The 23,478-nt window shown below is 45.1% G+C and carries 21 protein-coding genes; 12 read left to right on the forward strand and 9 right to left on the reverse strand.

Annotated features, from left to right (window positions below):
• Window position 1: 1 nt before the first annotated feature.
• From QFZ77_RS17890 to QFZ77_RS17915, 6 genes are all read left to right on the forward strand, one after another.
• Window positions 2-838: an electron transfer flavoprotein subunit beta/FixA family protein gene (locus QFZ77_RS17890; protein WP_307441529.1), complete on the forward strand. Its 837-nt coding sequence runs from the start codon at window positions 2-4 to the stop codon at window positions 836-838.
• Window positions 839-899: 61 nt separating this feature from the next.
• Window positions 900-2,042 (forward strand): electron transfer flavoprotein subunit alpha/FixB family protein, encoded by a 1,143-nt coding sequence (locus tag QFZ77_RS17895; RefSeq protein ID WP_307441530.1) that lies wholly within the window; start codon window positions 900-902, stop codon window positions 2,040-2,042.
• Window positions 2,039-3,349, forward strand: coding sequence for an FAD-dependent oxidoreductase (locus QFZ77_RS17900; RefSeq protein WP_307441532.1), 1,311 nt, complete (start codon window positions 2,039-2,041; stop codon window positions 3,347-3,349). Before QFZ77_RS17895 ends, QFZ77_RS17900 begins: the two co-directional genes overlap by 4 nt.
• Window positions 3,346-3,633: a ferredoxin family protein gene (locus QFZ77_RS17905; RefSeq protein ID WP_036634482.1), complete on the forward strand. Its 288-nt coding sequence runs from the start codon at window positions 3,346-3,348 to the stop codon at window positions 3,631-3,633. The genes QFZ77_RS17900 and QFZ77_RS17905 overlap by 4 nt, the downstream gene beginning before the upstream one ends.
• A 148-nt stretch (window positions 3,634-3,781) precedes the next feature.
• Window positions 3,782-5,977: an alpha-galactosidase gene (locus QFZ77_RS17910; RefSeq protein ID WP_307441535.1), complete on the forward strand. Its 2,196-nt coding sequence runs from the start codon at window positions 3,782-3,784 to the stop codon at window positions 5,975-5,977.
• A 392-nt stretch (window positions 5,978-6,369) separates the two neighbouring features.
• Complete coding sequence (locus QFZ77_RS17915) at window positions 6,370-6,885, forward strand: DinB family protein (protein WP_307441537.1); 516 nt, start codon at window positions 6,370-6,372, stop codon at window positions 6,883-6,885.
• A 33-nt stretch (window positions 6,886-6,918) separates the two neighbouring features.
• Here the strand turns inward: QFZ77_RS17915 and QFZ77_RS17920 are convergent, their stop codons facing one another.
• Both QFZ77_RS17920 and QFZ77_RS17925 read right to left on the reverse strand, forming a co-directional pair.
• The gene (locus tag QFZ77_RS17920) at window positions 6,919-7,146 is read right to left on the reverse strand and encodes a hypothetical protein (RefSeq protein WP_029198041.1); all 228 of its coding nucleotides are present in this window, start codon (window positions 7,144-7,146) and stop codon (window positions 6,919-6,921) included.
• A 203-nt stretch (window positions 7,147-7,349) separates the two neighbouring features.
• Window positions 7,350-8,150 (reverse strand): helix-turn-helix domain-containing protein, encoded by an 801-nt coding sequence (locus QFZ77_RS17925; RefSeq protein WP_307441538.1) that lies wholly within the window; start codon window positions 8,148-8,150, stop codon window positions 7,350-7,352.
• A 135-nt stretch (window positions 8,151-8,285) separates the two neighbouring features.
• Here QFZ77_RS17925 and QFZ77_RS17930 point away from each other — a divergent pair, with 135 nt between their 5' ends.
• Window positions 8,286-9,062, forward strand: a complete 777-nt coding sequence (locus QFZ77_RS17930; RefSeq protein WP_307441540.1) for a sugar phosphate isomerase/epimerase family protein — start codon at window positions 8,286-8,288, stop codon at window positions 9,060-9,062.
• 22 nt (window positions 9,063-9,084) lie between these two features.
• Window positions 9,085-10,104 carry a Gfo/Idh/MocA family protein gene (locus QFZ77_RS17935; protein ID WP_261301246.1) on the forward strand — a complete coding sequence of 340 codons (1,020 nt, stop codon included), beginning with the start codon at window positions 9,085-9,087 and terminating at the stop codon, window positions 10,102-10,104.
• A 122-nt stretch (window positions 10,105-10,226) separates the two neighbouring features.
• Here QFZ77_RS17935 and QFZ77_RS17940 read toward each other — a convergent pair whose 3' ends face one another.
• Window positions 10,227-12,338 (reverse strand): LTA synthase family protein, encoded by a 2,112-nt coding sequence (locus tag QFZ77_RS17940; RefSeq protein WP_307441544.1) that lies wholly within the window; start codon window positions 12,336-12,338, stop codon window positions 10,227-10,229.
• A 244-nt stretch (window positions 12,339-12,582) separates the two neighbouring features.
• Between QFZ77_RS17940 and QFZ77_RS17945 the strand changes: the two genes are divergently transcribed.
• Window positions 12,583-13,443, forward strand: coding sequence for a YitT family protein (locus QFZ77_RS17945; protein WP_373462750.1), 861 nt, complete (start codon window positions 12,583-12,585; stop codon window positions 13,441-13,443).
• On the opposite strand, the gene QFZ77_RS17950 is transcribed toward QFZ77_RS17945, so the two are convergent.
• Together QFZ77_RS17950 and QFZ77_RS17955 are read right to left on the reverse strand one after the other, a co-directional pair.
• The gene (locus tag QFZ77_RS17950; RefSeq protein ID WP_307441546.1) at window positions 13,440-14,138 is read right to left on the reverse strand and encodes a response regulator transcription factor; all 699 of its coding nucleotides are present in this window, start codon (window positions 14,136-14,138) and stop codon (window positions 13,440-13,442) included. The genes QFZ77_RS17945 and QFZ77_RS17950 overlap by 4 nt on opposite strands.
• A 14-nt stretch (window positions 14,139-14,152) precedes the next feature.
• Window positions 14,153-15,511: a sensor histidine kinase gene (locus QFZ77_RS17955; protein WP_307441548.1), complete on the reverse strand. Its 1,359-nt coding sequence runs from the start codon at window positions 15,509-15,511 to the stop codon at window positions 14,153-14,155.
• Window positions 15,512-15,553: 42 nt separating this feature from the next.
• Between QFZ77_RS17955 and QFZ77_RS17960 the strand changes: the two genes are divergently transcribed.
• Window positions 15,554-16,555, forward strand: coding sequence for a CPBP family intramembrane glutamic endopeptidase (locus tag QFZ77_RS17960; protein WP_307441551.1), 1,002 nt, complete (start codon window positions 15,554-15,556; stop codon window positions 16,553-16,555).
• A 47-nt stretch (window positions 16,556-16,602) separates the two neighbouring features.
• Window positions 16,603-17,583 (forward strand): aldose 1-epimerase, encoded by a 981-nt coding sequence (locus QFZ77_RS17965; protein ID WP_307441553.1) that lies wholly within the window; start codon window positions 16,603-16,605, stop codon window positions 17,581-17,583.
• A gap of 74 nt (window positions 17,584-17,657) precedes the next feature.
• Here the strand turns inward: QFZ77_RS17965 and QFZ77_RS17970 are convergent, their stop codons facing one another.
• Together QFZ77_RS17970 and QFZ77_RS17975 are read right to left on the reverse strand one after the other, a co-directional pair.
• Window positions 17,658-18,041: a YmaF family protein gene (locus tag QFZ77_RS17970; protein ID WP_307441555.1), complete on the reverse strand. Its 384-nt coding sequence runs from the start codon at window positions 18,039-18,041 to the stop codon at window positions 17,658-17,660.
• Window positions 18,042-18,101: 60 nt separating this feature from the next.
• Complete coding sequence (locus QFZ77_RS17975; RefSeq protein ID WP_307441556.1) at window positions 18,102-20,189, reverse strand: LTA synthase family protein; 2,088 nt, start codon at window positions 20,187-20,189, stop codon at window positions 18,102-18,104.
• 223 nt (window positions 20,190-20,412) lie between these two features.
• Here QFZ77_RS17975 and QFZ77_RS17980 point away from each other — a divergent pair, with 223 nt between their 5' ends.
• Window positions 20,413-21,804 carry an MFS transporter gene (locus tag QFZ77_RS17980; protein ID WP_307441558.1) on the forward strand — a complete coding sequence of 464 codons (1,392 nt, stop codon included), beginning with the start codon at window positions 20,413-20,415 and terminating at the stop codon, window positions 21,802-21,804.
• Between the two features lie 66 nt (window positions 21,805-21,870).
• Here the strand turns inward: QFZ77_RS17980 and QFZ77_RS17985 are convergent, their stop codons facing one another.
• A complete protein-coding gene (locus QFZ77_RS17985) occupies window positions 21,871-22,515 on the reverse strand; it encodes a DsbA family oxidoreductase (protein ID WP_307441559.1) in 645 nt (214 codons plus the stop codon).
• Window positions 22,516-22,565: 50 nt separating this feature from the next.
• The gene (locus QFZ77_RS17990; RefSeq protein ID WP_307441560.1) at window positions 22,566-23,387 is read right to left on the reverse strand and encodes an AraC family transcriptional regulator; all 822 of its coding nucleotides are present in this window, start codon (window positions 23,385-23,387) and stop codon (window positions 22,566-22,568) included.
• Window positions 23,388-23,478 lie beyond the last annotated feature (91 nt).

The following is a 23,478-nucleotide window of genomic DNA, read 5'->3' on the forward strand; positions in this document are numbered from 1 at the left end:
GATGCTGCATATTGTAGTTTGTATCAAGCAGGTACCTGATTCTAGAGAAATTCGCATTGACCCCAAAAATAATACGTTAATTCGCCAAGGTGTCCCAAGTATCGTGAACTTCTATGATATGCATGGGCTGGAAGAGGCACTCCGTATTAAGGATGAACAGGGTGCGAGGATTACAGTAGTAACAATGGGACCTCCGCCTGCGGAGAAAGGCTTAAAGGAATGCATCTCCCTAGGGGCAGACGATGCCGTGTTGGTGACGGATCGCGGCTTCGCGGGAGCGGACACACTGGCGACATCGTACGTTGTTGCCCGAACCATCCGTAAAATAGCCGAAACGTGGGGACCGGTGGATATCGTTTTTTGCGGCAAACAAACGCTGGACGGCGACACGGGGCAAGTTGGGCCTGGCGTCGCATGCCGATTGGATTTGGAACAGCTTACTTATGTAAACAAAGTCGCCAGTGTGGATGAAAAGCGGCGGAAAGTTCGTGTGCATCGGCTCTTGGAAGATGGCATTGAAGTCGTTGAGACAAGCATGCCAGTGCTGATCACGGCGCTGAAGGAACTGAATAAGGTGAGACGAGCTTCGCTGCCTGGCATGATTCGGGCTGCGCGCTATAAGCCAACGGTTTGGACGACAGCTGATTTTCCAGATCTTGAAAAAGCGAAAATCGGGCTAAAAGGCTCACCAACGATTGTAGCCAAAACATGGGTTCCAGAGGTAAAAGCGGTTAAAACGCATATGATCGTGTTTGATTCGCCAGAAGCAGCAGCTGCTCAGTTAGCTGATCAGCTCATGACGAAGGAGATGCAGACTTTGTTGGACTGGTCTTCGTGAAAGTAAAGCATGTGTACGACCTAATCTCAGAATCACCGTTACGGGAATGGAGGAAGTCACGATGTCAAATGAACAATCACCGGACCAGCCTGAAGCGTCGATGCCCGATTGGTCGGCTTATCGGGGGGTATTGATCGTTGTGGAGCAGCGAGATGGAGCTGCGAAGAAGGTCTCCTGGCAGCTGCTAGGCGAAGGCAAGAAGCTGGCCGCGAAGCTTGACGCGCCGCTCATGGCGCTCGTCATCGGCGAGGATGTAGCCCATCTCGCCGATGAAGCCGTGCATTACGGCGCGGACAGGGTGTTCTTATGCGAAGCGCCCGAGCTTCGCACATACAGGACTCGGCCATACAGCCGAGTCTGCTTGAAGCTGATCGAGGAAGCGAAGCCCGAGATCGTGCTGTTCGGCGCGACAGCGACGGGCCGCGACTTGGCAGGCGCGATAGCGACGCACCTGCCGACGGGGCTGACGGCCGACACGACGCAGCTCGACGTGGAGCCGCCGCCATCAAGGCTGCTGCTGGCCAGCCGGCCGGCTTTTTCCGAGAAGATGATGGCCACCATCCTCTGTAAGCAGTACCGGCCGCAGATGGCGACGGCGCGCGCCGGAGTGTTTCAGGCGCTGCCGAAGGACGCGACGCGCCAAGGCGAAATCTTTCGCATCCAGGCGACGATGCGAGAGGAAGAGATTGCCGCGCAGGTGCTCGACTTCCTGCGCGAAACAGGCAAGCTCAATCTCGAGGATGCCGAGATTATCGTGGCAGGGGGCCGCGGACTGGGCGGGCCCGATGCCTTCGGGCTGCTCGCCGAGCTAGCGGATGCGCTCGGCGGCGTCGTTGGCGCATCGCGTGCCGCGGTCGATGCGGGCTGGATCGGTCACGAGCACCAGGTTGGTCAAACCGGTGCCACGGTCAGGCCGAAGCTATACTTCGCCATCGGCATTTCAGGTGCTGTTCAACATACCGTAGGTATGAGCCATGCGGATGTAGTCGTGGCGATTAATAAAGATGATAAAGCGCCAATCTTCCAATTCGCTCATTACGGCATAGTAGGCGATATGTTTAAGATTGTTCCTGCCATTACGAATGAGATAAGGAAGCGTCGAACTTTATTTGGCATCCAACTAGCAAGCACCGAAAGCTCCTTGCCGTCCGACGATTCGAAGACAGGGGTTAACGTGGCCCTTGAGAGGAGTGAAGCCAAGTGAACGAGAAATTTGACGCGATAGTTGTTGGCGGTGGACCAGCCGGTTCAGCAGCCGCTTTGACGATGGCACGTGCAGGATTATCCGTTGTTTTGTTGGAGAGGGGCGAGTTCCCCGGAGCCAAAAACATTTTCGGAGGCGTCCTTTACCGTAAGCAAATCGAAGAGCTTGTTCCCGAATTTTGGAAAGAAAAAAACTTTCCCATGGAGCGTTACATTGTGGAGCAGCGCATCTGGATGATGGGCAAAGAATCCATGGTCACCTTCGGGCACCGCAATGAGGCTTACAAGGAGCCTTATAATTGCTTTACTGGACTGCGGGTTAAGTTCGATCAGTGGTTCGCGGACAAAGCCGTTGCGGCTGGGGCCATACCTATCTACGAAACCGTTGCACTCGATGTGATACGCGAAGGTAATAAGGTCGTCGGTGTTCGTACCGATCGAGATGACGGCGATTTGTACGCCGAGGTTGTTGTCATTGCCGATGGCGTGAACTCCTTGCTCGGTAAGGCGATGGGCATTCACAAAGAATGGATGCCGGACGAAGTTTCATTGGCTGTGAAAGAAGTTATTGCACTTCCCAGGGAGAAAATCGAAGACCGATTCGGACTAGAAGGTGACGAAGGCGTTACAATTGAGTTTATGGGCGAGACCTCGCTAGGAATGGCAGGCATGGGTTTTCTATACACGAATAAAGAAACCATTTCACTAGGCGTAGGCGTTATGGTTAATCATTTGCGGGACAAAAAAGTGAAGCCTTATGCCGTCCTCGATGCTGTTAAGCAGCACCCTATGATTCGGAAACTGATTCAAGGGGGAGAAACGAAGGAGTACTCCGGGCACTTGATTCCCGAAGGTGGCTTTCACTCCATCCCGCCGTTGTCGGGAGATGGCTGGTGCGTCTGTGGGGATGCCGCGCAGTTAATCAACTTTGTGCACCGCGAAGGAACGAATTTAGCCATGACCTCTGGTCGACTGGCCGGTGAGGCGATTGTCGAGGCCAAAGCGCAAAGCGATTTTTCCGCTGCTTCCCTCAAAGCCTACGATCAAAAAATTCGTGAATCTTTTGTCCATAAAGACTTACAGAAATACAAAGGCATGCATCAATTCCTCAAAGAGCAGGACCCTGAATTACTGTTCGACAAGCTGCCCAGAGCGCTGAATGAAGCGGCTTACAACATGTTCCTCGTGGATGGGATTACCAAAGCGGATAAGCAAAAAATGGCCATGAAGCTCATCAAAAATGCTGCAGGCGGTACAGTAAACCTGATGAAGCTAGGCTATAAAGGATGGAGGGCGATGAACGGATGAGCCAAAGTGACATTTCAGATAAGCTATTTACCATTCGTTATAAATGCGATGATAAGTCGCACCTCGTAATCAAGGATACCCAAACCTGTTTAAATTGTGTAACAAAGGATTGCAATTATTTCTGTCCCTCGGACGTCTATGAATGGGAAAAGAAACTCAAGATTACAACAGTTGCGTTTGAAAATTGTATCGAATGCGGGACCTGCCGAATCGCATGTCCATCCTACAACATTGATTGGGTCTACCCCAAAGGCGGCTATGGCATGACTTATAAATTTGGCTAAAAATGGTGAAAATGAAAGTGAGCTAGGGCAAGTCGAGCCTTGGCTCCTTTTTCTTTGCACTCTAAACTACATTCCTCCATATGTAGGTGCTAATTCTCCATAGTTTTGTTCGCGAAGGGATACGATAATAGGAGGTAGGAGGGATATCATGCGAATTACATTTGAACCAACACAAGGACTATTCCATTTACAAAACATGCAAATGAGCTATGTTATTCAACTAATCAATTCCGCTTACCCAGCCCATGTTTATTGGGGACGCCCCATCCGATCAGGTCAACTGGCTTCGATCCTACAATTTCAGGAGAGATGTTCGTTTTCACCAAATCCTGTTCCAGAAGATCGCAGCATTTCTTTCGATACATTGCCTCAGGAGTATCCGGCATACGGTACAAGTGATTATCGGGAGCCAGCTTATCAAGTTGCTCTTCCTGATGGATCTACTATTTCTGAGCTCATCTATGACAAGCATCGAATCTACCAAGGAAAACCGGTGCTCGAGGGGCTTCCTGCGACCTATGTAGAGCAAGATGATGAAGCGGAAACATTGGAGCTTGAACTCGTTGATTCTGTCATTGGCCTTCGGGTCATTCTTACCTATACGATATTTGAGCAGCATGCAGCGATGACTAGATCGGTACGTTTCGTAAATGAAGGACCGGGAGATCTAAAGCTGCTACGAGCGCTTAGTATGAGCCTTGATTATCAGCATAGTGAGTTTGATCTTCTTCAGCTTTCAGGTAGTTGGGTTAGAGAACGACATATCGAGAGAAGACCCTTAGCGCCAGGAAAATTAACCGTAGAAAGTCGTCGCGGATCGAGCAGTCATCAGCACAATCCTTTTATTGCGTTGCTTTCCAAGGACGCCAATGAAGATCATGGCGATGTGTATGGTTTCAGCCTTGTTTATAGTGGCAATTTCGCTGCCCATGCAGAGGTTGAGCCGTATGGTTCAGCACGTGTATCCATGGGTATTAATCCATTTGATTTTGGCTGGTTGCTTGAGCCGGGACAACATTTTCAAACGCCTGAAGCTGTAATGGTTTATTCAAACGCTGGCCTAGGGGGTATGTCAAGAACCTATCACAAGCTTTACCGTACCCGACTTTGCCGCGGTGAATTCCGTGATCGGACAAGACCTGTGCTCGTGAATAACTGGGAAGCAACCTATTTTCAATTTAATGCGGATAAAATCGAGAGCATCGCCAGCGCCGGCAAAGAGCTAGGCATCGAGCTATTCGTTCTTGACGATGGCTGGTTTGGCAAAAGAGACAGCGATAACAGCTCCTTGGGAGACTGGGTCGTTGATAAAGCCAAGCTGCCTGGTGGACTAGAGGACCTCGTCTCCAGAGTCAATGGGATGGGACTTGAGTTTGGACTGTGGTTTGAACCAGAAATGGTTTCACCAGACAGTGACTTATACCGAAAACACCCAGACTGGTGCCTACATGTACCGAATCGTAGACGTACGGAAGGCCGTCAGCAATTAATATTGGATTTTTCACGTTCAGATGTATGTGAAGCGATTACGAAAATGATCAGTGATATCCTAAGCAGCGCACCGATCACTTACGTGAAATGGGACATGAACCGTAATATGACCGAAATTGGTTCTGCTGCGCTGCCTCCGGAAAGACAACGAGAAACTGCTCATCGCTACATTCTTGGGCTGTACCGCGTTCTTGAAACGTTGACAACCGAGTTCCCTCATATATTGTTCGAGAGCTGTTCCGGTGGCGGTGGTCGGTTTGACCCAGGTATGCTGTATTATATGCCGCAAACGTGGACAAGCGATAACACAGATGCGATCTCCCGTTTGAAAATTCAGTATGGGACGAGCATCGTTTATCCTGTTAGTACCATGGGAGCACATGTATCCGCCGTACCTAATCACCAAGTTCACCGTGAGACATCGTTGGAAATGCGCGGCGATGTTGCGATGTCCGGCAACTTTGGTTACGAACTTGACCTAACCCGGTTTACCGACGAGGAAAAAGAAATCGTCAAAAAGCAAATAGCCGATTATAAACATATCCGGCCGCTCGTCCAATTCGGCGATATGTACCGCTTACTCAGTCCATTCGAAGGTAACGAAACTGCGTGGATGATCGTTTCTGAAGACAAGACCCAAGCTATGGTCGCTTACTTCCGTGTGCTCGCCGAGCCCAATGCGCCTCTCAAAACGCTGCGGCTCAAAGGTCTCAACCCATCCTTCGATTATCAAATCGCAGGCTTGGATGGTGAGTACCCCGGCGATCATCTTCTCTATGCCGGACTGCCAGTCTCTGGTCTCCATGGAGACTTCCAAAGTAAAATCTGGCTACTCGATCAAAAGCCATTATAGACAGTTCAAAAACACTGACTTCTTCATTAAGGTCAGTGTTTTTTTGTTTCACGGAATATGGATAGATACATAGTAGGTCTGAGTTTGGAGTTAACTCTGTACACTATCCCTTTAGCTCTTAATCACTATCCCCTGTTTTTAAGCAGAATTGTAGATATCACAGAATGGCTTAATTGAAAAAGTAGAAGAGGTTGGAAACCAATGAACACTATAATGGGTTGAAGTCTAGCATTTGTAGATACCACAGAAAGAAACTATGAAAGTAGAGCGTTAAGACCAAATGCGCTTTTTTTAATTTGAGAGTTGAGCTGGGTTCATATTTGTTTATGTTTACGATATGATAAGGATATACATAATTTCTATTTTATATCACGAAGGGAGATTCATACGATATGCTGCAGCGACCTAGTAGTGAAGAATACTCACCATTTTTTACTGGTTATATTAATCAAGTTCCGGAAAGCGACTATCTATCCTTTTTACACAGCCAATTAGACGCTGTTATCGCTTTGTTTTCGTCGATTAGTAATGAGCAAGGGCTTTATCGATATGAGCCTGGGAAGTGGAGCTTGAAGGAAGTCTTGGGGCATATGACAGATACGGAGCGGATTATGAGTTATCGGATGCTGCGTATTGCTCGTGGAGATACAACGAATTTACCAGGATTTGATCAGGATTTATTCATCACAAATACTTCCTTTGACGAACTGTCGATGGACGATTTGTTAAACGATTTTAAAGCTGTACGAGAAGCCACATTTACTCTGCTGAAAACAATTTCAGAAGCAGCATGGTCCCGTAAAGGGATAGCAAATGCCAATGTAATCTCTGCACGCGCTCTTGCCTATGTGATAGCCGGTCATGCTCAGCATCATCTTGGCGTCATCCGACAAAAATATAATTACTAAAAAAACGAGAAGTCCTAAGGACTTCTCGTTTTTTTAGTAAAGGGATAATGCAAGGGAGTCGCGCTCATTAAAGGAATGGAGAATCGCTTCACAACCTACGATCTCAATACTAATAATAGAGTCCAAGCATTTCTTAATCGTTGCTCTTCCTTTGGTCACTTTCGCTTCGAGAGCCGATTTCAATAAATTGAATTTCTTTTTATTTTTCTCATCTGAGTAGACTGGCACGGGTTTGTTGTGAATTGTAATAAACATTTTCATCATTTTTCACCATCCTAGGAATTGGATATAGGTCTAGCATATATGAATATTATTAAATTAACCTTAAAATAGTTTTACAATTTTGAAACAAAACCATATATTTCTATGTATTTTTACTTCTCATATGCTTATACGAATGAGAGAGAGGAAATGTTTCACTCTAAGACAGCATTTCTTGAAATATTTGTGAATTCGATCATTCATTAGTTTTGCTGAGCGTTTTGTCGAAAAAGCTTGGGGGATGTCCCAAATCTCTGTTTAAATGCTCGGTGAAAGTAGGGATAGCTGCCGAAACCGCAGCTTAGGGCGATTTGCTCCAAGGACATTGAACTATCATGCATGCGTTCCACAGCGCTGGATAGACGCACTTCTAGGGCATATTGTATCATGGTTTTACCGAAGCATTCTTTGAACAAATGAACCGCGCGGGAAACGCTAAGTCCAACATGGTTGGCAACATCATCAACTTTAAAAGTAGCAGTAGCTTGTGCTTCAATGAACCTCTTCATTCGAGTCCCGGTAAATGGGCGTCCTTGTAAAGAGACAGTTTCTGTTGCTGCACGCTCTACATATAGGCAAAGTGCTTGCAGTAAGTAGCCGCTAAGCTCTTGATTTTCTTCTTCCATTCTTCGCTTCTCGAGAATAAGCTGCCGCCATAGCGAAATCAAGCGAGCATCTAAGTCGATACGCGTACAAGTCTGTTTGTGGCTGCGTGTCCACCACGCATCGATCCAAGCACCTTTACAGAATACGTAATAGTCGCCACTGGCGATTTTATTGTTAGGTTGATCCAATTCATGGTCGATATGAAGTTCATAAGGTTCTCCCGGTTGAAAAAGGAGTAAATGACCAGCTTCCATTCGCTGCATATGACCATCCACTAGAACCTCGGAAGTGCCTTCTGTTTGCAAACGGAAAAGATAAGAATTGAGACCTGATTTGGTACTCACATTAAACGGTTCCATATGAAAAGAATAGCCGCAGGTTAAGACCTCAGTTTCCATTGTATTCACCTTTCATAGCCAAATAGGAGATGTCTTGATTATATCGTGAATGGTCATATAAGGCTATGATCCATTATACTAATTCTATCGTGTTCGATTTATCAAAATATGGATGATGAGAAAAGAGGAGAACAAATGGGACGTTTAGGAATTGGTCTGCAATTGTATACATTAAGAGATGATATGGAGAAAGATATGGAAGGCACACTTCGTCATGTAGCGAAGTTAGGATATGAAGGCGTAGAATTTGCGGGGTATTATGGTAAGCCTGCTGCAGAGCTCAAACAGCTGTTGGATGAGCTTGGTTTGAAAGCATTCGGCAGTCACGTGAGTTTAGAGAGATTTCGTAAAGATTTGCAGGGAGAACTTGACTACCTAAAAACTATCGGCGCTAAGTACGCTATTTGCCCGTATGTTGGTGCTGAAGAACGCGAGTCAGCGGATCAATGGAAAGCACTGATTGCTGAGTGTCAAGCGATTGCCGTAGAAACGAATAAGCAAGGTTTGCAATTCCTTTATCACAATCATGATTTCGAATTTCATTATAAAGTGAATGACGAGTTCGTCTTTGATGCCATGTTTGCCAAAACAGGCGAAGATGCAATTAACGTAGAGATGGACGTTTGTTGGGTTCAATTCGCTGGTCAGGATCCACTTGCCTACATAGCAAAATATGCAGGTCGTTTACCGCTGCTTCATTTCAAAGATTTCACGAAAGATGCAGAAGGTAAATTAGTAACACTAGAGCTGGGCCTAGGCGATGTTCCTTTGGAAAAAGTGATTAAAGCTGCTGAGCAAGCAGGCGTGGAATGGCTTGTTGTGGAGCAGGATCACTGCCAGAAGCCACCACTTACAAGTGTTGAGAACAGCTTGAACTGGGTAAAAGAGCATTATACGAATGTTCATAACTAACAATAAAAAGGAGCATTATAAAATGAGCAAAATTAAAGTGGCCGTAGTAGGTTGCGGTTCTATAGCTAAACATAGACACATCCCAGAATATGCTTGGAACTCGAATGTTGAACTTGTTGCTTTCGTCGATCCTGTTCTAGAGAGAGCTGAGCACTTCGCGCAGCTGCACGGAGGCAAAGCATACAGCAGTTATACCGAAATGTTGAAGCAGGAGAAAGTGGACGCAGTTAGTGTATGCACGCCGAACTTTCTCCATGCTGAAGTATCCATTGCCGCTGCAAATGCAGGCGCTCACGTATTGGTTGAGAAGCCAATGGCTTCAACGGCAGAAGAAGCAGAGGCAATGATTGAAGCGGCAAAGAAAAATGGTGTGTTTTTGATGGTTGGTCACAACCAACGCCTGATGCCTCCACATGTCAAAGCTAAAGAAATTTTGAATTCCGGCAAATTGGGTAAAGTGCTGACATTCCGCACATCTTTCGGACATCCAGGTCCGGAAGGGTGGAGCGTGGACGGACGCGAAAGCTGGTTCTTCCGCAAAGAAGAAGCAACAATGGGCGCGATGGGCGATCTTGGCGTACACAAGTCAGATTTAATTCGTTGGTTGCTTGCAGATGAGGTTGCACAAGTAGCTGCTTTCGTCGGTACCCTGCATAAAGAAGGTACAGATGTTGATGATAACGCGACTTGCTTACTGCGCATGAAAAGCGGCGCGACTGGCTCACTAGTCGCTAGCTGGACTTATTATAAAGGTCAAGACAACTCAACCGTGTTATGGTGCGAGAATGGTGTTATCAAAATTGATACCGATCCGAATGACCAAGTCATCGTTGAGCTTCGTGATGGTACGGTTGAACGATATAAAGTTGGACAAATCGCAACGAACGAGAAACAAACACATAGCGGTGTCATTGACGAGTTCATTACTAGTATACTGGAAGGCAAAAAGCCGCGTATTTCCGGCGAAGAGGGGCTTCGTTCTTTGCAAGTTATCCTTGCGGCCTTCGAATCCGAAGCAACAGGAAAAATTATCTCCCTGTAATCGAGGTCATACGAGAAAAGAAAAGCTCATCCATTCGTGGATTGAGCTTTTTTCTTTTCATCCCTAAGAAAAGACCCCTTTTTCTCAAATTAGAGAAATGGGGTCTTGGCATCCAACCTAACTTAACGCCCGCCTATTTCGATAGGCAATGTGTTTGATTTACCAACGACGGTTTCCTTTGAATCTTTCACATATACTTGAATGTCCCAGATTCCAGCTTTGAGTAAATGGCCTTCGACCTTGGCTGTCAGTGTATGTTCATCTTGCCACGTGCTTGGAACGGCTTTGCCATTTAAGGTAACATAGCCAAGGGCGGGGATATTGCTTCCTCTCACCGTTAGGGTTACACTTGAGCGTCCAGATAGATCCTGCGTGTCAGATTCGACTTTATCAAGCTGGATCGGTCCAAATCCGAGCATATACTTGGCATCTATAATGGGAACTTTATAATCCTTGTAAGCATGCCGATCGCCGAAAATGATATCATACTGCAAAGTCTCGTAATCCTTAAGGTCCTGCTCGTTAATATGCATTGCCTCATAATGATCCTTCGGTGGTATGACAGGGATCTTTTTCGAGAGTTGACTTAAATAATCGGTATAATAGCTGCCTTGCTGTTTGGATAATTCAATGAGATAAGGGCCTAAGAAAGAAGGGCTAATATTTAATGTATCTTTGCGCCCTTGGTCAAAATTGTTCCAAACGACGAGCGGAACGCTGTACATCTTTTTCAGGAAATCGGGATCGTCTTTACCGCTAATATACTTAGTGTCAATGTAAGTGGCATAATCATCGCCCAGGGCTGGTAAGTGGTCTCCCCAGAAAGCGATAATCGTTGGTTCACCCTTTTTCTCATAATACTCGACTAATTCCTTTAACATCTTATCTGAGGCACTGATGCCTTGGGCAAGCGTTTCAAGCATACCTTGAGAAGAAGGTGACATATTGCCAGTAACATCGATTGTGTTTTTTGGGAACTTACCAGGGAAAAAGTGGAAATGGTTTTCCATCGTATTGGCAAATACGAAATCGGGTCCATCGCTTTGGTCTGTCGCATGAATAATATTGGCAGCAACTTCGCTGTCTGCGATATAAGGACCAGAATAGTTAGGCTTAAAGTATTCGATTGGAATATACTTGGAGAAGCCAAAGTATTTATATATTTTATTACTGTTGAAATACCAGTTGTAGAATGGACTAACCGCCGTTGAGGTGTAACCTTGTCTGGCATAAATACTTGCCAAAGAATCTACTTCATTCGTTAGGAATTGATTGTAGGCGATAGACCCTTGCGGTAGGAAACGCATGGAGTTACCTGTCAAAACCTCAAACTCGACATTGGCTGTACCCCCGCCATACTGCGGTGAAAGCATCGTACCGCTTGTCCCCGTCTGCTGCAGCTTATGGAAGAATGGAATCGGGTCACGGCTGAATTCCACACCTTTGATAACGGTTGGATCCCAGAAAGCCTCACTTAACACGACAATAACGTTTGGTTTTACAGGGTTGTTTGGATCCCCAGCTTTAATCGGCTTAGGTGAATTACTAACAATAGCTTCAACTGCTTTATCATCGTAACCTTCACGTTTATCGGTAAACATCGACTTGGTATTCAGAAACGTTGCTAATGCGTAGCCGTTTGTTTTGGTATTCTCAACTTGGTTCCATACGGATGCTTTGATACCGCACCATTTCTGAATCGGAAGAGGCAGATCCGTGTAAACCGCAGACAACATAGCGATCGCGATGAGAGCAAGAATTCCACGTTCTTTTAGTGCAACCTTTTTCGAGAATAAGGTCGTGCGGTATAACAGAAAATAACTGGCCGCGAGGAAAAGAAGAAGGATTATCAAAATTTTGAAGCTAAGAATATTCGAGATATATTTCACCATATCCGACGCTTCGCCGGCCAAGACGATATCCCAGGGTGTCAAAGGAACACCTAATATTTTTAACTTAACGCCACTTATTAGGGCCAAGGTAAGAAGAATACCTGAAATGACCCAATAGGCAATTCTAGTTCGACCAATCATGGCGATGAATAACAATAACAAGCTGAAGACGATCCATTCATTGAATAGCAGTTCAAGCAGATGCTTGTAACTCCAAGTAATCATTTCTATATAATGCCCGCGGCTCAAAATTTCCATGATCAATACAGGAATTAGGGCAATTAATAATAGTGGCAATCGTTGCCGGGTTAGAAGCAATAAGCGATTAATGTGCTGGTTCATATATGTCTCCTATGACTTTCAAATTAAGAAATTGTAAATGACAACAGCCATCATTATACCACGGCTGACGGTAATATTCGATGGTATAATATCTAACATTTTTTATAATAAAGTATCAAGGGAAAGGCTTATTTGGCAGGAAAAAGATGGTTTTGTCGAGAAATGTATGTATAGAAGATAGAGAAATGGAGGGGATTGCATGTCAGAGGAACAAATTCAATATGTGAAAAAAGCGACAATGCAAATGCAGCATCGAAGAATGACCAAGAAAGCTTTACTTCGACGCAGCGTGTTTTTATTTTTAGGTGCAGTACTTATGTCAATTGGATTGGAGATTTTCTTAGTCCCCAACAAAATTATTGACGGGGGCATCACGGGAATATCAATCATATTATCTTATCTAACCAATATTCAAGTCGGGATATTTTTGACCTTATTAAATCTTCCATTCCTGTTTATCGGATATAAATTAATAGGAAAAACGTTTGCATTATCAACACTTTTCTCAATTCTAGTCATGTCCACAGGAACGTATCTGCTGCACCCCGTGAAAGAGCTAACCAATGATCCTTTGCTTGCAGCTGTCTTCGGCGGCATTATTCTCGGTATTGGGGTAGGAATGGTTATTCGTTTCGGGGGATCACTCGATGGTACAGAAATTGTTGCGATTCTCGTTTCAAAAAAGATACCGTTCTCCGTAGGCGAGATTGTGATGTTTTTCAACCTATTCATTCTAGGCAGCGCAGGGTTTGTATACAGTTGGGATCGTGCGATGTATTCGCTAATCGCTTATTTTATTGCTTATAAAATGATTGATGTGACCATTGAAGGGTTTGATGAGTCGAAGTCCGTGTGGATCATCAGTGATAGCTTCAGACAAATTGGTGAAGCTATTCTGGACCGCTTAGGGCGCGGTGTCACTTATCTGGAAGGGGAAGGCGGCTTCACGGGAGATAACAAGAAGGTCATCTTCTGTGTAATTACGCGGCTGGAGGAAGCGAAGTTGAAATCCATCGTGGATGAGCTCGATCCTGCAGCGTTTCTCGCAGTTGGCAATATCCACGATGTCAAGGGAGGACGTTTCAAGAAGCGGGACATCCATTAGTCCCCTTTGCCGTCTCCCCCCGTTGTATTTCCTCGTTCAAACAAACCCAAGTCTCTGATTTTCTGTGCGGCATCCTTGCTGCTCGGACTACCTAGTTTCTTCAAGATATGCCCCACATGAATTTTGACCGTTCGTAAGGAGATGAAAAAGCGGTTTGCAATTTCCGTTTGCGTATGTCCTTGATCAATCATCTCTAGTACCTGAAGCTCTGTAGGCGTGATTAGATCGCTGACTTCTTTAACTTTGAATTGGTGCTCTAACCGTTTGAGCCTGCGGAATTCCTCTCTCATCTGTTCAGCTACTGCCGCGTTAATCGAAGATTGGCGTGCATGTACGGCTCGAATAATGGTGGGAAGCTCTTCGAATCTGGATTTAATCTGGTAGTCAATAGCACCGGCTTGAAAGGAACGGAAGATGAAATCCTTCTCCTCCATCGAGGTAAGCATAATCACTTTAACTCCCCAAGATAAGAGCGCTTGTTCAGCAAGTCCAATGCCTGCGGGCTCATCTTGCAGCATGATATCCATAAGAACGACATCGGCTCCTGGTTCCGAATTAGCAAATAGTTCCCTTGCTTCTTCTGCGGTTGATACGGTGCCCACGACAATCAAATCTATCTGTCGATTCAAATAGGCTTTAAGGCCGCGAAGCCAATCAAGGTCATCCTCAACAATCAAAATACGAATTGGTTCCAAGTAGGAATCCCCCTTTATTTCTTTAGTCGGTTGCCGGGGAATGTTAGAAACACACTCGTGCCTTTCCCTGGCGCACTGCTTAATTCCAAGGCCCCCCCATGTTTCTTCATTACACTGTAGCAATAAGCGAGCCCAAGTCCAAAGTTGCTATGACTGCCGCTTTTGGTCGTATAAAACGGTTCTAATACTTGCTTCAGCACGGATTTCTCCATGCCTATTCCGTTATCTCTTATTTCCAAAATAATGTTCTTTTTAGCATGAAATGCTTTAATTGTAAGTTCGCCGCCTTTGGGCATGGCTTCTACCGCATTCATGAGTACATTCGTTAACGTTTCAGCAATTTGCATGGGATCTAATTGAAGAATTAAGTTCTCAGGGGTGCTTTGATTCACCTGAATTATACTTAGGTAAGGTCCAAGAGGAAGAAGGACTTCCTTAATAAGCTCCGCTACATCGATTGAAGATACCCGAAGAGGGAGCTCCTGTGTTTGTTCATGTACTCGGCTAATCATGTCACGGATATGCATGGAAGCCCCCATAACGACATCGATGTCCTGCATAAGTTCCGGTTGATTCGTTTCCTCGGCATGTTGTTTCATTTTCTCGAGGAACAAACGCATTTTCCCGACATCATTCTTAATCGAATGGTTTAAAATCGCGGTTCCCGATGTGATGGCGCGGAGCGTCGAGTCCAGCTTGCGACGTTCGATGAGCAGACGCATTCCGAGAAAACCATATTTGAAAAAGGTAAACACGAAAAAAGGCACAACGAAAGCAAGGATCCATACGTGATAGACCCACATACGGTAAAAACCGAAGCTTGGCATAACGTAATTAAGTATGCCTACACAAAGGATAGGCGGAAGGAGGGCTAAGCAGGTGAACAAATGAGTCCGCTTCATAGCCGGAAGCCGTTCTGTTTTGATTACAATAAGTACAGCACCTATGAAAATATAAGGAATAACCCAGGAGGCTACGATGGGAAAGTCAATGGGCATTTCCTCCGTATAACTGGCTGTGAAAAGGATGCAGGCAATTGGAGGAATGAGTAGTCCTATTGGCAGCCACGTTTGAATAGCCGGTTTCTGCCAGGACGCGTTATATCTCAAAGAAAGCATGGCAAATGAATACGGCAAGCCATAGTAAGATATTAGTGAGCTGATGCCCATGACGCGATAAAGTAGAGCACTAATGGATGGGTTGGGTACTGTTTGCTGGATATAGGGGATAAAGGTTTCAGACAAAACGGCAGCAAGGGCGCCGAAGCCACCGGTAAAAGCAATAGCGCTCATCCAGCGCATTGTACTGGATCGTGGATCTACCATGACAAGCCCCAACGCGATGATCCAGAGTGCAAATAGAACGAAAAGCATGTTTCCTCCGTCAAATGAATCAGATGTTTCTTCTATTGTGGCATGGAGCCAACATTTGCACAAGAGCATCCTTTCCTTCGTAAGTTGGCAGGAAATAGGCGATTATTCTCGAATAAGTGGTTTAGAAGGGAGTGGAACCTTATTGAGGTAAAGAAGCGAAAGTCCTTATCCATTCTAACGATTGTGGGTAAAGTACTATTAACCCTCGTTTTCATTGTTGTGATTACCGTGTTATTATCGATCGTAGCCGCGGTTGTAGCGATTCTGAGGCATCCTGCTCATGATATTAGTATGGCAGGAGTTGCTGGGGATCCATTCTTTATAAAAGCAGCTTTATGGGCGCAAATTATCGGTTTTATTAGCGGTGTTGTTCTTTCATATGCTATTTTCGAAAGACGTAAAGGCTGGACACTTGGACTTCATACTCACCTGCTTGGCAGAAGATTCGGAGAAGGCTTCACTGCAGGCGCATTACTTATTACGATCAGCAGTGCAGGGATATGGCTGCTGGGTGGGATTAAGATCGTATCGTTTCAATGGACTGGAACGCTCGGGCTCGAACTGACGTGGGGGTTTTTACTCTTCGTAGGGGTTGCTGTTAATGAAGAATTATTCGCACGCGGCTATTTACAAGGACTGGTGAAGGAAAGGTTCGGTACCCTATCTGGCATAACGGTTTCGACTGTTGTATTTGCTTTTTTGCATACATTTAATCCAGGTATGTGGAGTTCGCCGCTTCCAATCATGAATTTACTGCTTGCAGGCCTATTGTTCGCCTTATGTCGAGAGTACTCGGGCGGTTTATGGATGCCGATAGGAATGCACTTGTCTTGGAATTTTTTTCAAGGCTGTATCCTCGGATTCGAAGTATCCGGTACACCGATGCCGTCGCTCATTAAGACCGAGATACAGGGAACTTCGCTTGTTTCAGGGGCGGGTTTTGGGGCTGAAGGCAGCTTGGTCACTAGCATAATCCTTGTACTTGGAATTGTTATGATATCTACATACTATCAAAGATGTGCTAGGCAATTGCAAATGAATTAAGTAATGCTTAAGAAAACAAGAACTGCAAAACACAAAGGAGGATTATCATGAGTCAGTACGAGATTATCAACAGCGAGTGGGACGGGGAGTCGACCCTTCGCCTAGTCGACCATCATGCACAGGCTGAGGCCGAAATCATCCCGGCTGTCGGATTGCATCTGTTCCGCTTCGATGTGCGGAACCATGCCTACATCGCGAAGCCAGCCAGCTTGGCTGAGCTTCGCGTCAAGTCTTCGCGCTACGGCGTGCCCATTCTGTTCCCGCCGGGGCGCGTCAAGCTCGCGGCCTTCTCATTCGGAGGCCGCGAGTACAGGCTCCCCGCGAATCGGGAGCCGGACCACGCCCACGGCGAGCTGCGCGAGCGGCCGTGGAAGGTCATTGCCAGCGGCGCGGATGCCGCCGGCGGGGCCTATGTCTCCGCGGAGTTCGACTTCGCGGAGCATCCGGACATGCTGGCGTATTATCCACACGCCGCATGCTTTCGCTTCACGTACCGTCTGAAGGACGGTACGCTGTCACTCAGCGGTGAAATCGCCAACCGCAGCGGTGAAACGATGCCGCTATCTCTTGGCTTTCACCCGTACTTCGCGTTCGCGAAGGGCGAAGCCAACCGCGTACGGGTCGTGATCCCCGCGGCGGCGGAGTGGCCGCTCAGCGCGGATGGTTACGCGGCGGCGGAGCCCGCGTCTTCGCCGCTCACTGCGGCGCTGCAGCATGGCACGCTCGTCACGGAGCTGCCGAATTACCCAGGCGGCTCGCAGATGCTCAGCATCGAGCCGGGGCCGCAAACCTGCGAGCTTCAGTATGAAGCTCGGGGGACTAAGCTCGTGTACGACATGGGAGACAAGTTTCCCATTCACGTGCTTTTCACAGCGCCATGGGCGGAAGCTGTGTCGCTTGAACCTTATACAAGTATCATGAACGTGTTCAACGAGCCCTTTTCGCCAGAAATTTCAGGTGCCCAAGGCTTAGCTGCGGGAGAATCATTCAAATTCAAGTGGTCAATCCATATTGAACCATTGCAGTAACACCCAAAAAAGAGTCAAGGAAAGGCATATCAGCCTTCTAACTTGACTCTTTTTCTTTTCCGTCCCATGAGTACTCACCAAGACTCATAGCTAAGACCAACAGATGAATAACCAGCATAACTGTGCCGGTGCAGCTCCTGGATAAGACCTTCTATTTGCTTAGATTTAACCAGTGCTCCCCCTCGTGAGGTGTTATAAGCATTCAGTTCGACGGTGCCATCTAGTAAATGAAAATGAGTTCCATCCTGAAGTGCTATGGGAGGCCCTGTCGTACCATAATAGGCATGATAATGGCCATATCGGATGCCGGAAATGCCTTGGTATTGATGCACGTGATTGTCATAAGCCGTACCGTTTACACTAAACGTATATAGTCGCAATAAGTGATGATGGTTTAAATCTTCTGATGTTATAATTTTAAAGAAATGAACATGAGCAGGTGGTATACGTGGGTGCATGCCCCCCCCCCTCGGCTACAGGATATGCTTCATCCTATTCGAGGGGGGCTAGAGTCATGACTATTGGAGCGGATAAAAATTGGATTGGCCGATCTTCATCTTTTTATCATCATAAATACGTACTTCGACTTGGTGAGGTTTTCCAGCCTCCAAAGGTGGGTTCTCTGACAGATCAACATAAAGCGTATCTTCACCATCGAAATTGGATTTAAACACTACTCCGTCAATATATACATTGCAGGAGGAATAAAAGGGCTTACCAACAACCTGGAGTTTGTTTTCACTTTGACTCACCTTTGTTATAACGGGATCGCCGTAACCCAAGGTGTAGCCTGGTTGTACAATCGAGTTTTTAAAGCCTTTAGCTTCATAGCCATATCGGCCTCCGAATAAGTTGTCGTATTGAAGCTTCATATAGTCGGTAAGATCACTTTCCTTGATTTGATACTTGTCCCACATCTCATTTGGCGGAATAACAGGAATTTTTTGCGACAATTGGTAGAGATAGTCTGTGTAGTAACTGCCCTGAACACCAGCCATTTGAAGAACCTTGGGACCTAGAAAGGATGGGCTGATCTTTAGATCCTTCTTCTCTTGATCCGCAGGCAGGAAATTGTTCCAAATTAAGAAAGGCGTGTAATGTGTCTTCGTGTACAAATCTGGATCATCAGGAAGGACATATTTAGCATCGCGATAAACCTTATAATTTTCCTCGAAAAAAGGTAAATGATCTCCAAAAAAGAGAATGATCGTTGGCTCTGACTTTCTTGAGTAATAGTCCACTAGGGACTGAAGCGCTTTGTCAGTACCCGAGATACCCTGGGCGTATGTCTCCAAAATACCTTTGGATTCAGGTGTAATATCTCCTTTTACTTCAATCGTGTTTTTGATGAATTTCCCTGGTTTGAAGGGATGATGATTCTCCATTGTGTTCGCGAAAATGAAATCAGGCCCGTCGCTTTTCTCCGTTTCCTCAATAATCTTTTTTACAACAGCTCGGTCCGCATAGTTCGGTCCTTCAAAATCATTTGGGAAAAACTCACTGGCGATGAACCGTGAAAATCCAAAATGCTTATACACCTTTCTGCTGTCGAAAAAATAACTAAAGAATGGATTAATGGAAGTAGCGGTATAACCCTGCCTTGTCGTTATACTGGCTAAAGAGTCAACACCATGATTCATATACTCGATGTAAGGTAATATTTTATCAGGTGATTTCCCAAAGAATCGCATGGAATTACTTGATAAGACTTCAAATTCAACATTTGCAGTGCTGCCTCCGAATTGTGGAGATAACATCCAACCGCTGGTGAATGTTTTTTGCAGCTGATGTAAATTCGGAATAGGATCTCGACTAAACGAGATATTTTTCATAATCGTAGGATCCCAAAAAGCTTCTCCAAGCACCACAATGATGTTTGGCTTTTTGTCATTTACCGCTTTTTTCTCTGGGAGTTGTTCCAGAATGGAGGTAACGGCTTTTTTGTTATAACCATCCGGTTTTGCGACCTTTAGAAAACCTAACATTTGTACAGAGGAATACAAGTATCCATTCTCGTCGTAGGTGATCGTTTGATCCCAAGGCACCGTATAAATGCCATATAAATTCATGAAAGGAATCGGCTTGTCCGTATAAAGACTGGTTGCCATGATGATGGCAATAACAGCATAAATACTACGTTCAATCCAAGTTAATTGGATACGTCGATGCAGGAAAACCAAATGAAATAATAAAGCAATTATCACGAGGAAGATCACAACGGTACCCATTATTCTAAAATTCAGATACCCTTGCAAAAATGCTTTGTACTCAACAATTTGATTATTAAATACAAGGTCCCATGGATAATAAGGCGCTCCAATGGCTTTTAATTTACTGCCGCTAATTGCTCCTAGAGGAAGCAAAATCGAACAAAGCATCCAAAAGGGTAAGCGGCTCCGACCTGTTAATGCAATAAGGAACAAATACATAGTACCAACAACAAAGTAGGCAAGAACCATGGAAAGTGGGTGAGACACGACCCATTTATGAAGTTCATCATAGGAGCCTCTTTCTAAGTATTCAACCATGCCCATCAGTAGAAAAGGTAATACAATAATCAAAATGCGAGAGGGTACATGCTTAAGTATTTGACGTAAATTAGTCATTCGTTGAACTCCTGTTCTATATGAGCCAGTTCCATTCGTCCATTATCTTATATTTTCGAAAAAGATGAAAGATAGCCCTTGACAGCCATAACTATAACATTTATCATTACAGTTAATTGTTATGAAAAATATTACAGTTAGTTGATTGTAATTGTTTTTTCCAGTCAATATAAGAAACTCTTATGATAAAATGGCTGGAGACATAGAAAATGGAGGTGGAACCATGCAGCATGTTGCTACAGCAACAGACATGACACAAGAGAAGGTTATAGATGCCAAGAAGGCTGTGCCATGGATTATTTTTCTTATTTTTTTCGCTGTGTTGAACGAAACCGTTTTTAACGTTTCCACGCCAGCGATCGCCAAGCAATACGCGATTACCCCGACAGGTGTGAGTTGGGTACTCACCACATTTATTATTTTCTTTGGGATAGGCTCGGTTATTTATGGCCGCTTATCCGATATTTTCAGCTTGAAAAAGCTAATTGTTGCAGGAATCGTTATTTATAGTGTAGGTTCTGCTCTGGGCTTTCTTCTTCAAGCTTGGTATCCAGCCGTTATTTTTGCCCGCGCGGTTCAAGGTGCAGGCGCATCAGCTATTCCGGCATTAATCATGGTCGTGGTGGCTCGATACTTTTCACCTTCGGATCGGGGGAAAATATTCGGAATTTTAACATCTACCGTATCATTTGCTATTGCAGTAGGCCCCGTTGTTGGCGGATTTGTCTCATCAACCTTGCATTGGACATATCTATTTATCATTCCACTATTTACACTGATTTCAATTCCTTTCTTCAGACAGATATTACCTGAGGAGAAGCGCAAAGAAGGCAGTGTCGACATTCTTGGTGCGGTCCTCGTTGCTTTTTCCGTGGCGGGTATCACGGTATATTTATCATTCCCTCATTGGTACTATTTGGCCGCGAGTGTGGTCTTATTTATTTGGTTCGTTGCTCATATTCGCCGAGCTAAAGAGCCTTTTATCGAGCCTGCCTTGTTCCGTAACAAGCTGCTTCGTGGCGGTTTGATCGTTGGTTTTCTCATTTTCTGTACAGTGATGGGTATTATGTTTGTTATTCCTTTGATGCTGGCGACAGTAAATGACTTGAGTACGAGTATGATCGGTCTCATTCTGTTCCCTGGTGCCATTTGCGCTGTTGTGTTCGGAACAATAGGCGGTAATTTAGCAGACAAGAAGGGAAATAACTTCGTTGTATACATTGGAATGGGGCTTTTGTTTGTAAGTCTCGCGGCTATTGCCCTCACGGTAGGTCATTCCCCTTGGCTCATTTCAGCTGCATTGCTTCCCACCTATGTTGGTTTTTCCTTTATTCAGACGGCTTTAGCTAACCGTGTTTCCTTGACGCTGGAAGTGCATGAGACGGGTGTAGGGATGGGCTTGTTCAACCTCATTTCGTTTATCTCAGGCGCAGTAGGAACGGCACTTGTTGCCAAACTGTTAGATGGCGGCATGATGGATTTTTACAAGAATCCGGTTTTGAGTACGATAAAAGCTGTACCGTATAGCAATCTTCTCCTTATTTTTGCCGCAGTAGTGATTATTAGTGCTTTATTTTACAAGCAAATATTTGGGAAGAAGCTACACACAGCTTAATCCTTTCGTGTATAAAATAAAAAACCGACTACTTCTCAATTATGAGAGAGTCGGTTTTTGTTTGTTTTAAGCTTCTTCTTCCGTTTGCTCCTCACTGATTTGCTGCAGGGCTTGCAGGAAAGTGGCCGAAGGCTGAGCGCCAGTAAGTGCATATTTACGATTGATTACGAAAAAGGGAACTCCCGAAACTCCAGCTTGTCTGGCAAAATCAAGATCCTCCTCGACCTGCTCTAACCCTTCCTTTACATTTAAACGAGTGGAGGTTTGTTCCCGATTCATGCCGAGTTTTTCAGCAAAATCAAGCAAAACATCCACATTCCCAATATCTTTTCCATCTTCAAAGTAAGCTTTAAATAAACCGTCAACAAGATCTTTTTTATGATCTTCCGGTGCGATAGCGATGAGCTGATGCGCCTTTAATGTATTTGGCATCTTCTCAACTTTGGAGAAATCGAAATATAAACCGGACGCTTCACCAGCCTTTGTAACCTGCTGCAGCATGCCGCTAAGCTTGGCTTCATCTGCCCGGACCTTTTGGAGCATAACATCACGGAAAGGTGATCCCTCTGGAGGTGTTGAAGGGTCTAGTTGGTACGCACGATAGTGGATTTCAACAGGCTCCGATGTAAAATTGGCTAATGCGTCAGTTAAATTCTTTTTACCAATTCGGCACCATGGACAAACAATATCTTGAAATATTTCAATAATCATAGAATAGACTCCTTTAATGAATGAATAGTAACTATTTTTATTATAGCACACTAATTCATTTGCCTAAACCGCTCAGGTGTGAGTCCGACATGCTTGCGAAAACTCGCGACAAAGTGGCTTGTATCTCGGAACCCTACTTGCTCAGCCACATCCTTGACGGTCTGATGCTGCTGTTTCAATAGCATCTCTTTGGATTTGCGAAGACGCATCATAATTAAATAGGAATAAGGGGATAGCCCAAATGCATGCTGAAACAGTGTATTCATGTGTCTAGGTGTAATCTCTAGGATACGAGCCATTTCTTCAAGTCCGATATCAGGGTTATGGTAGTGACTTTCAAGCCAAATCAATAATGGTTGCAGCTGGACCATTTGATTGCGAATAGAGGCGCGGTTATTGATTTGTCCATGCTTCTTTAGCTGAATTAGAAAGTGATATAAATCCGCTGAGGCTTCATACCCCGAATATTCGAGGGCTGCATCCATATTGGCTAAAATTCGTCCTATTTCCCCTTGCAGCGGACCTTCCTCATCCCAACGAAAAATTGCAGACTCCATTAAATCAAAGGAACGAAGCATGGCAGCTGCACAGGTCCCTCCGAATGTGACATATTGCGTGCACCATTGTTCAGTTACAGCCCAATAAGAATGAGGTACACCTGGAAGCAGCAATACCCCTGAACCTTTTGATAAGCGGAATTTTTTCCCTTCCATAGTGAATTCCCCTTCACCTGAATAAGTTTGCAGCCAATGGTAACTAGGAAACCCCTCAGGTCTTAATAACTTTTCTTGATCCTCATGGTGACCAATGCTTTCAATAAATAATGGAAACGGTTGCGCCGTTGAAGGCATTAATTCATATCTTTTATGCATTTTTCACGATCCTGTTCCATTTTATTATATAAGGGTGTAAGAATATTATATTTTAAGCCTCATAATAATCCAATACAATGTACTTATTCTT

It is taken from the genome of Paenibacillus sp. V4I3 (assembly GCF_030817215.1).
Classification (GTDB): Bacteria; Bacillota; Bacilli; order Paenibacillales; family NBRC-103111; genus Paenibacillus_E.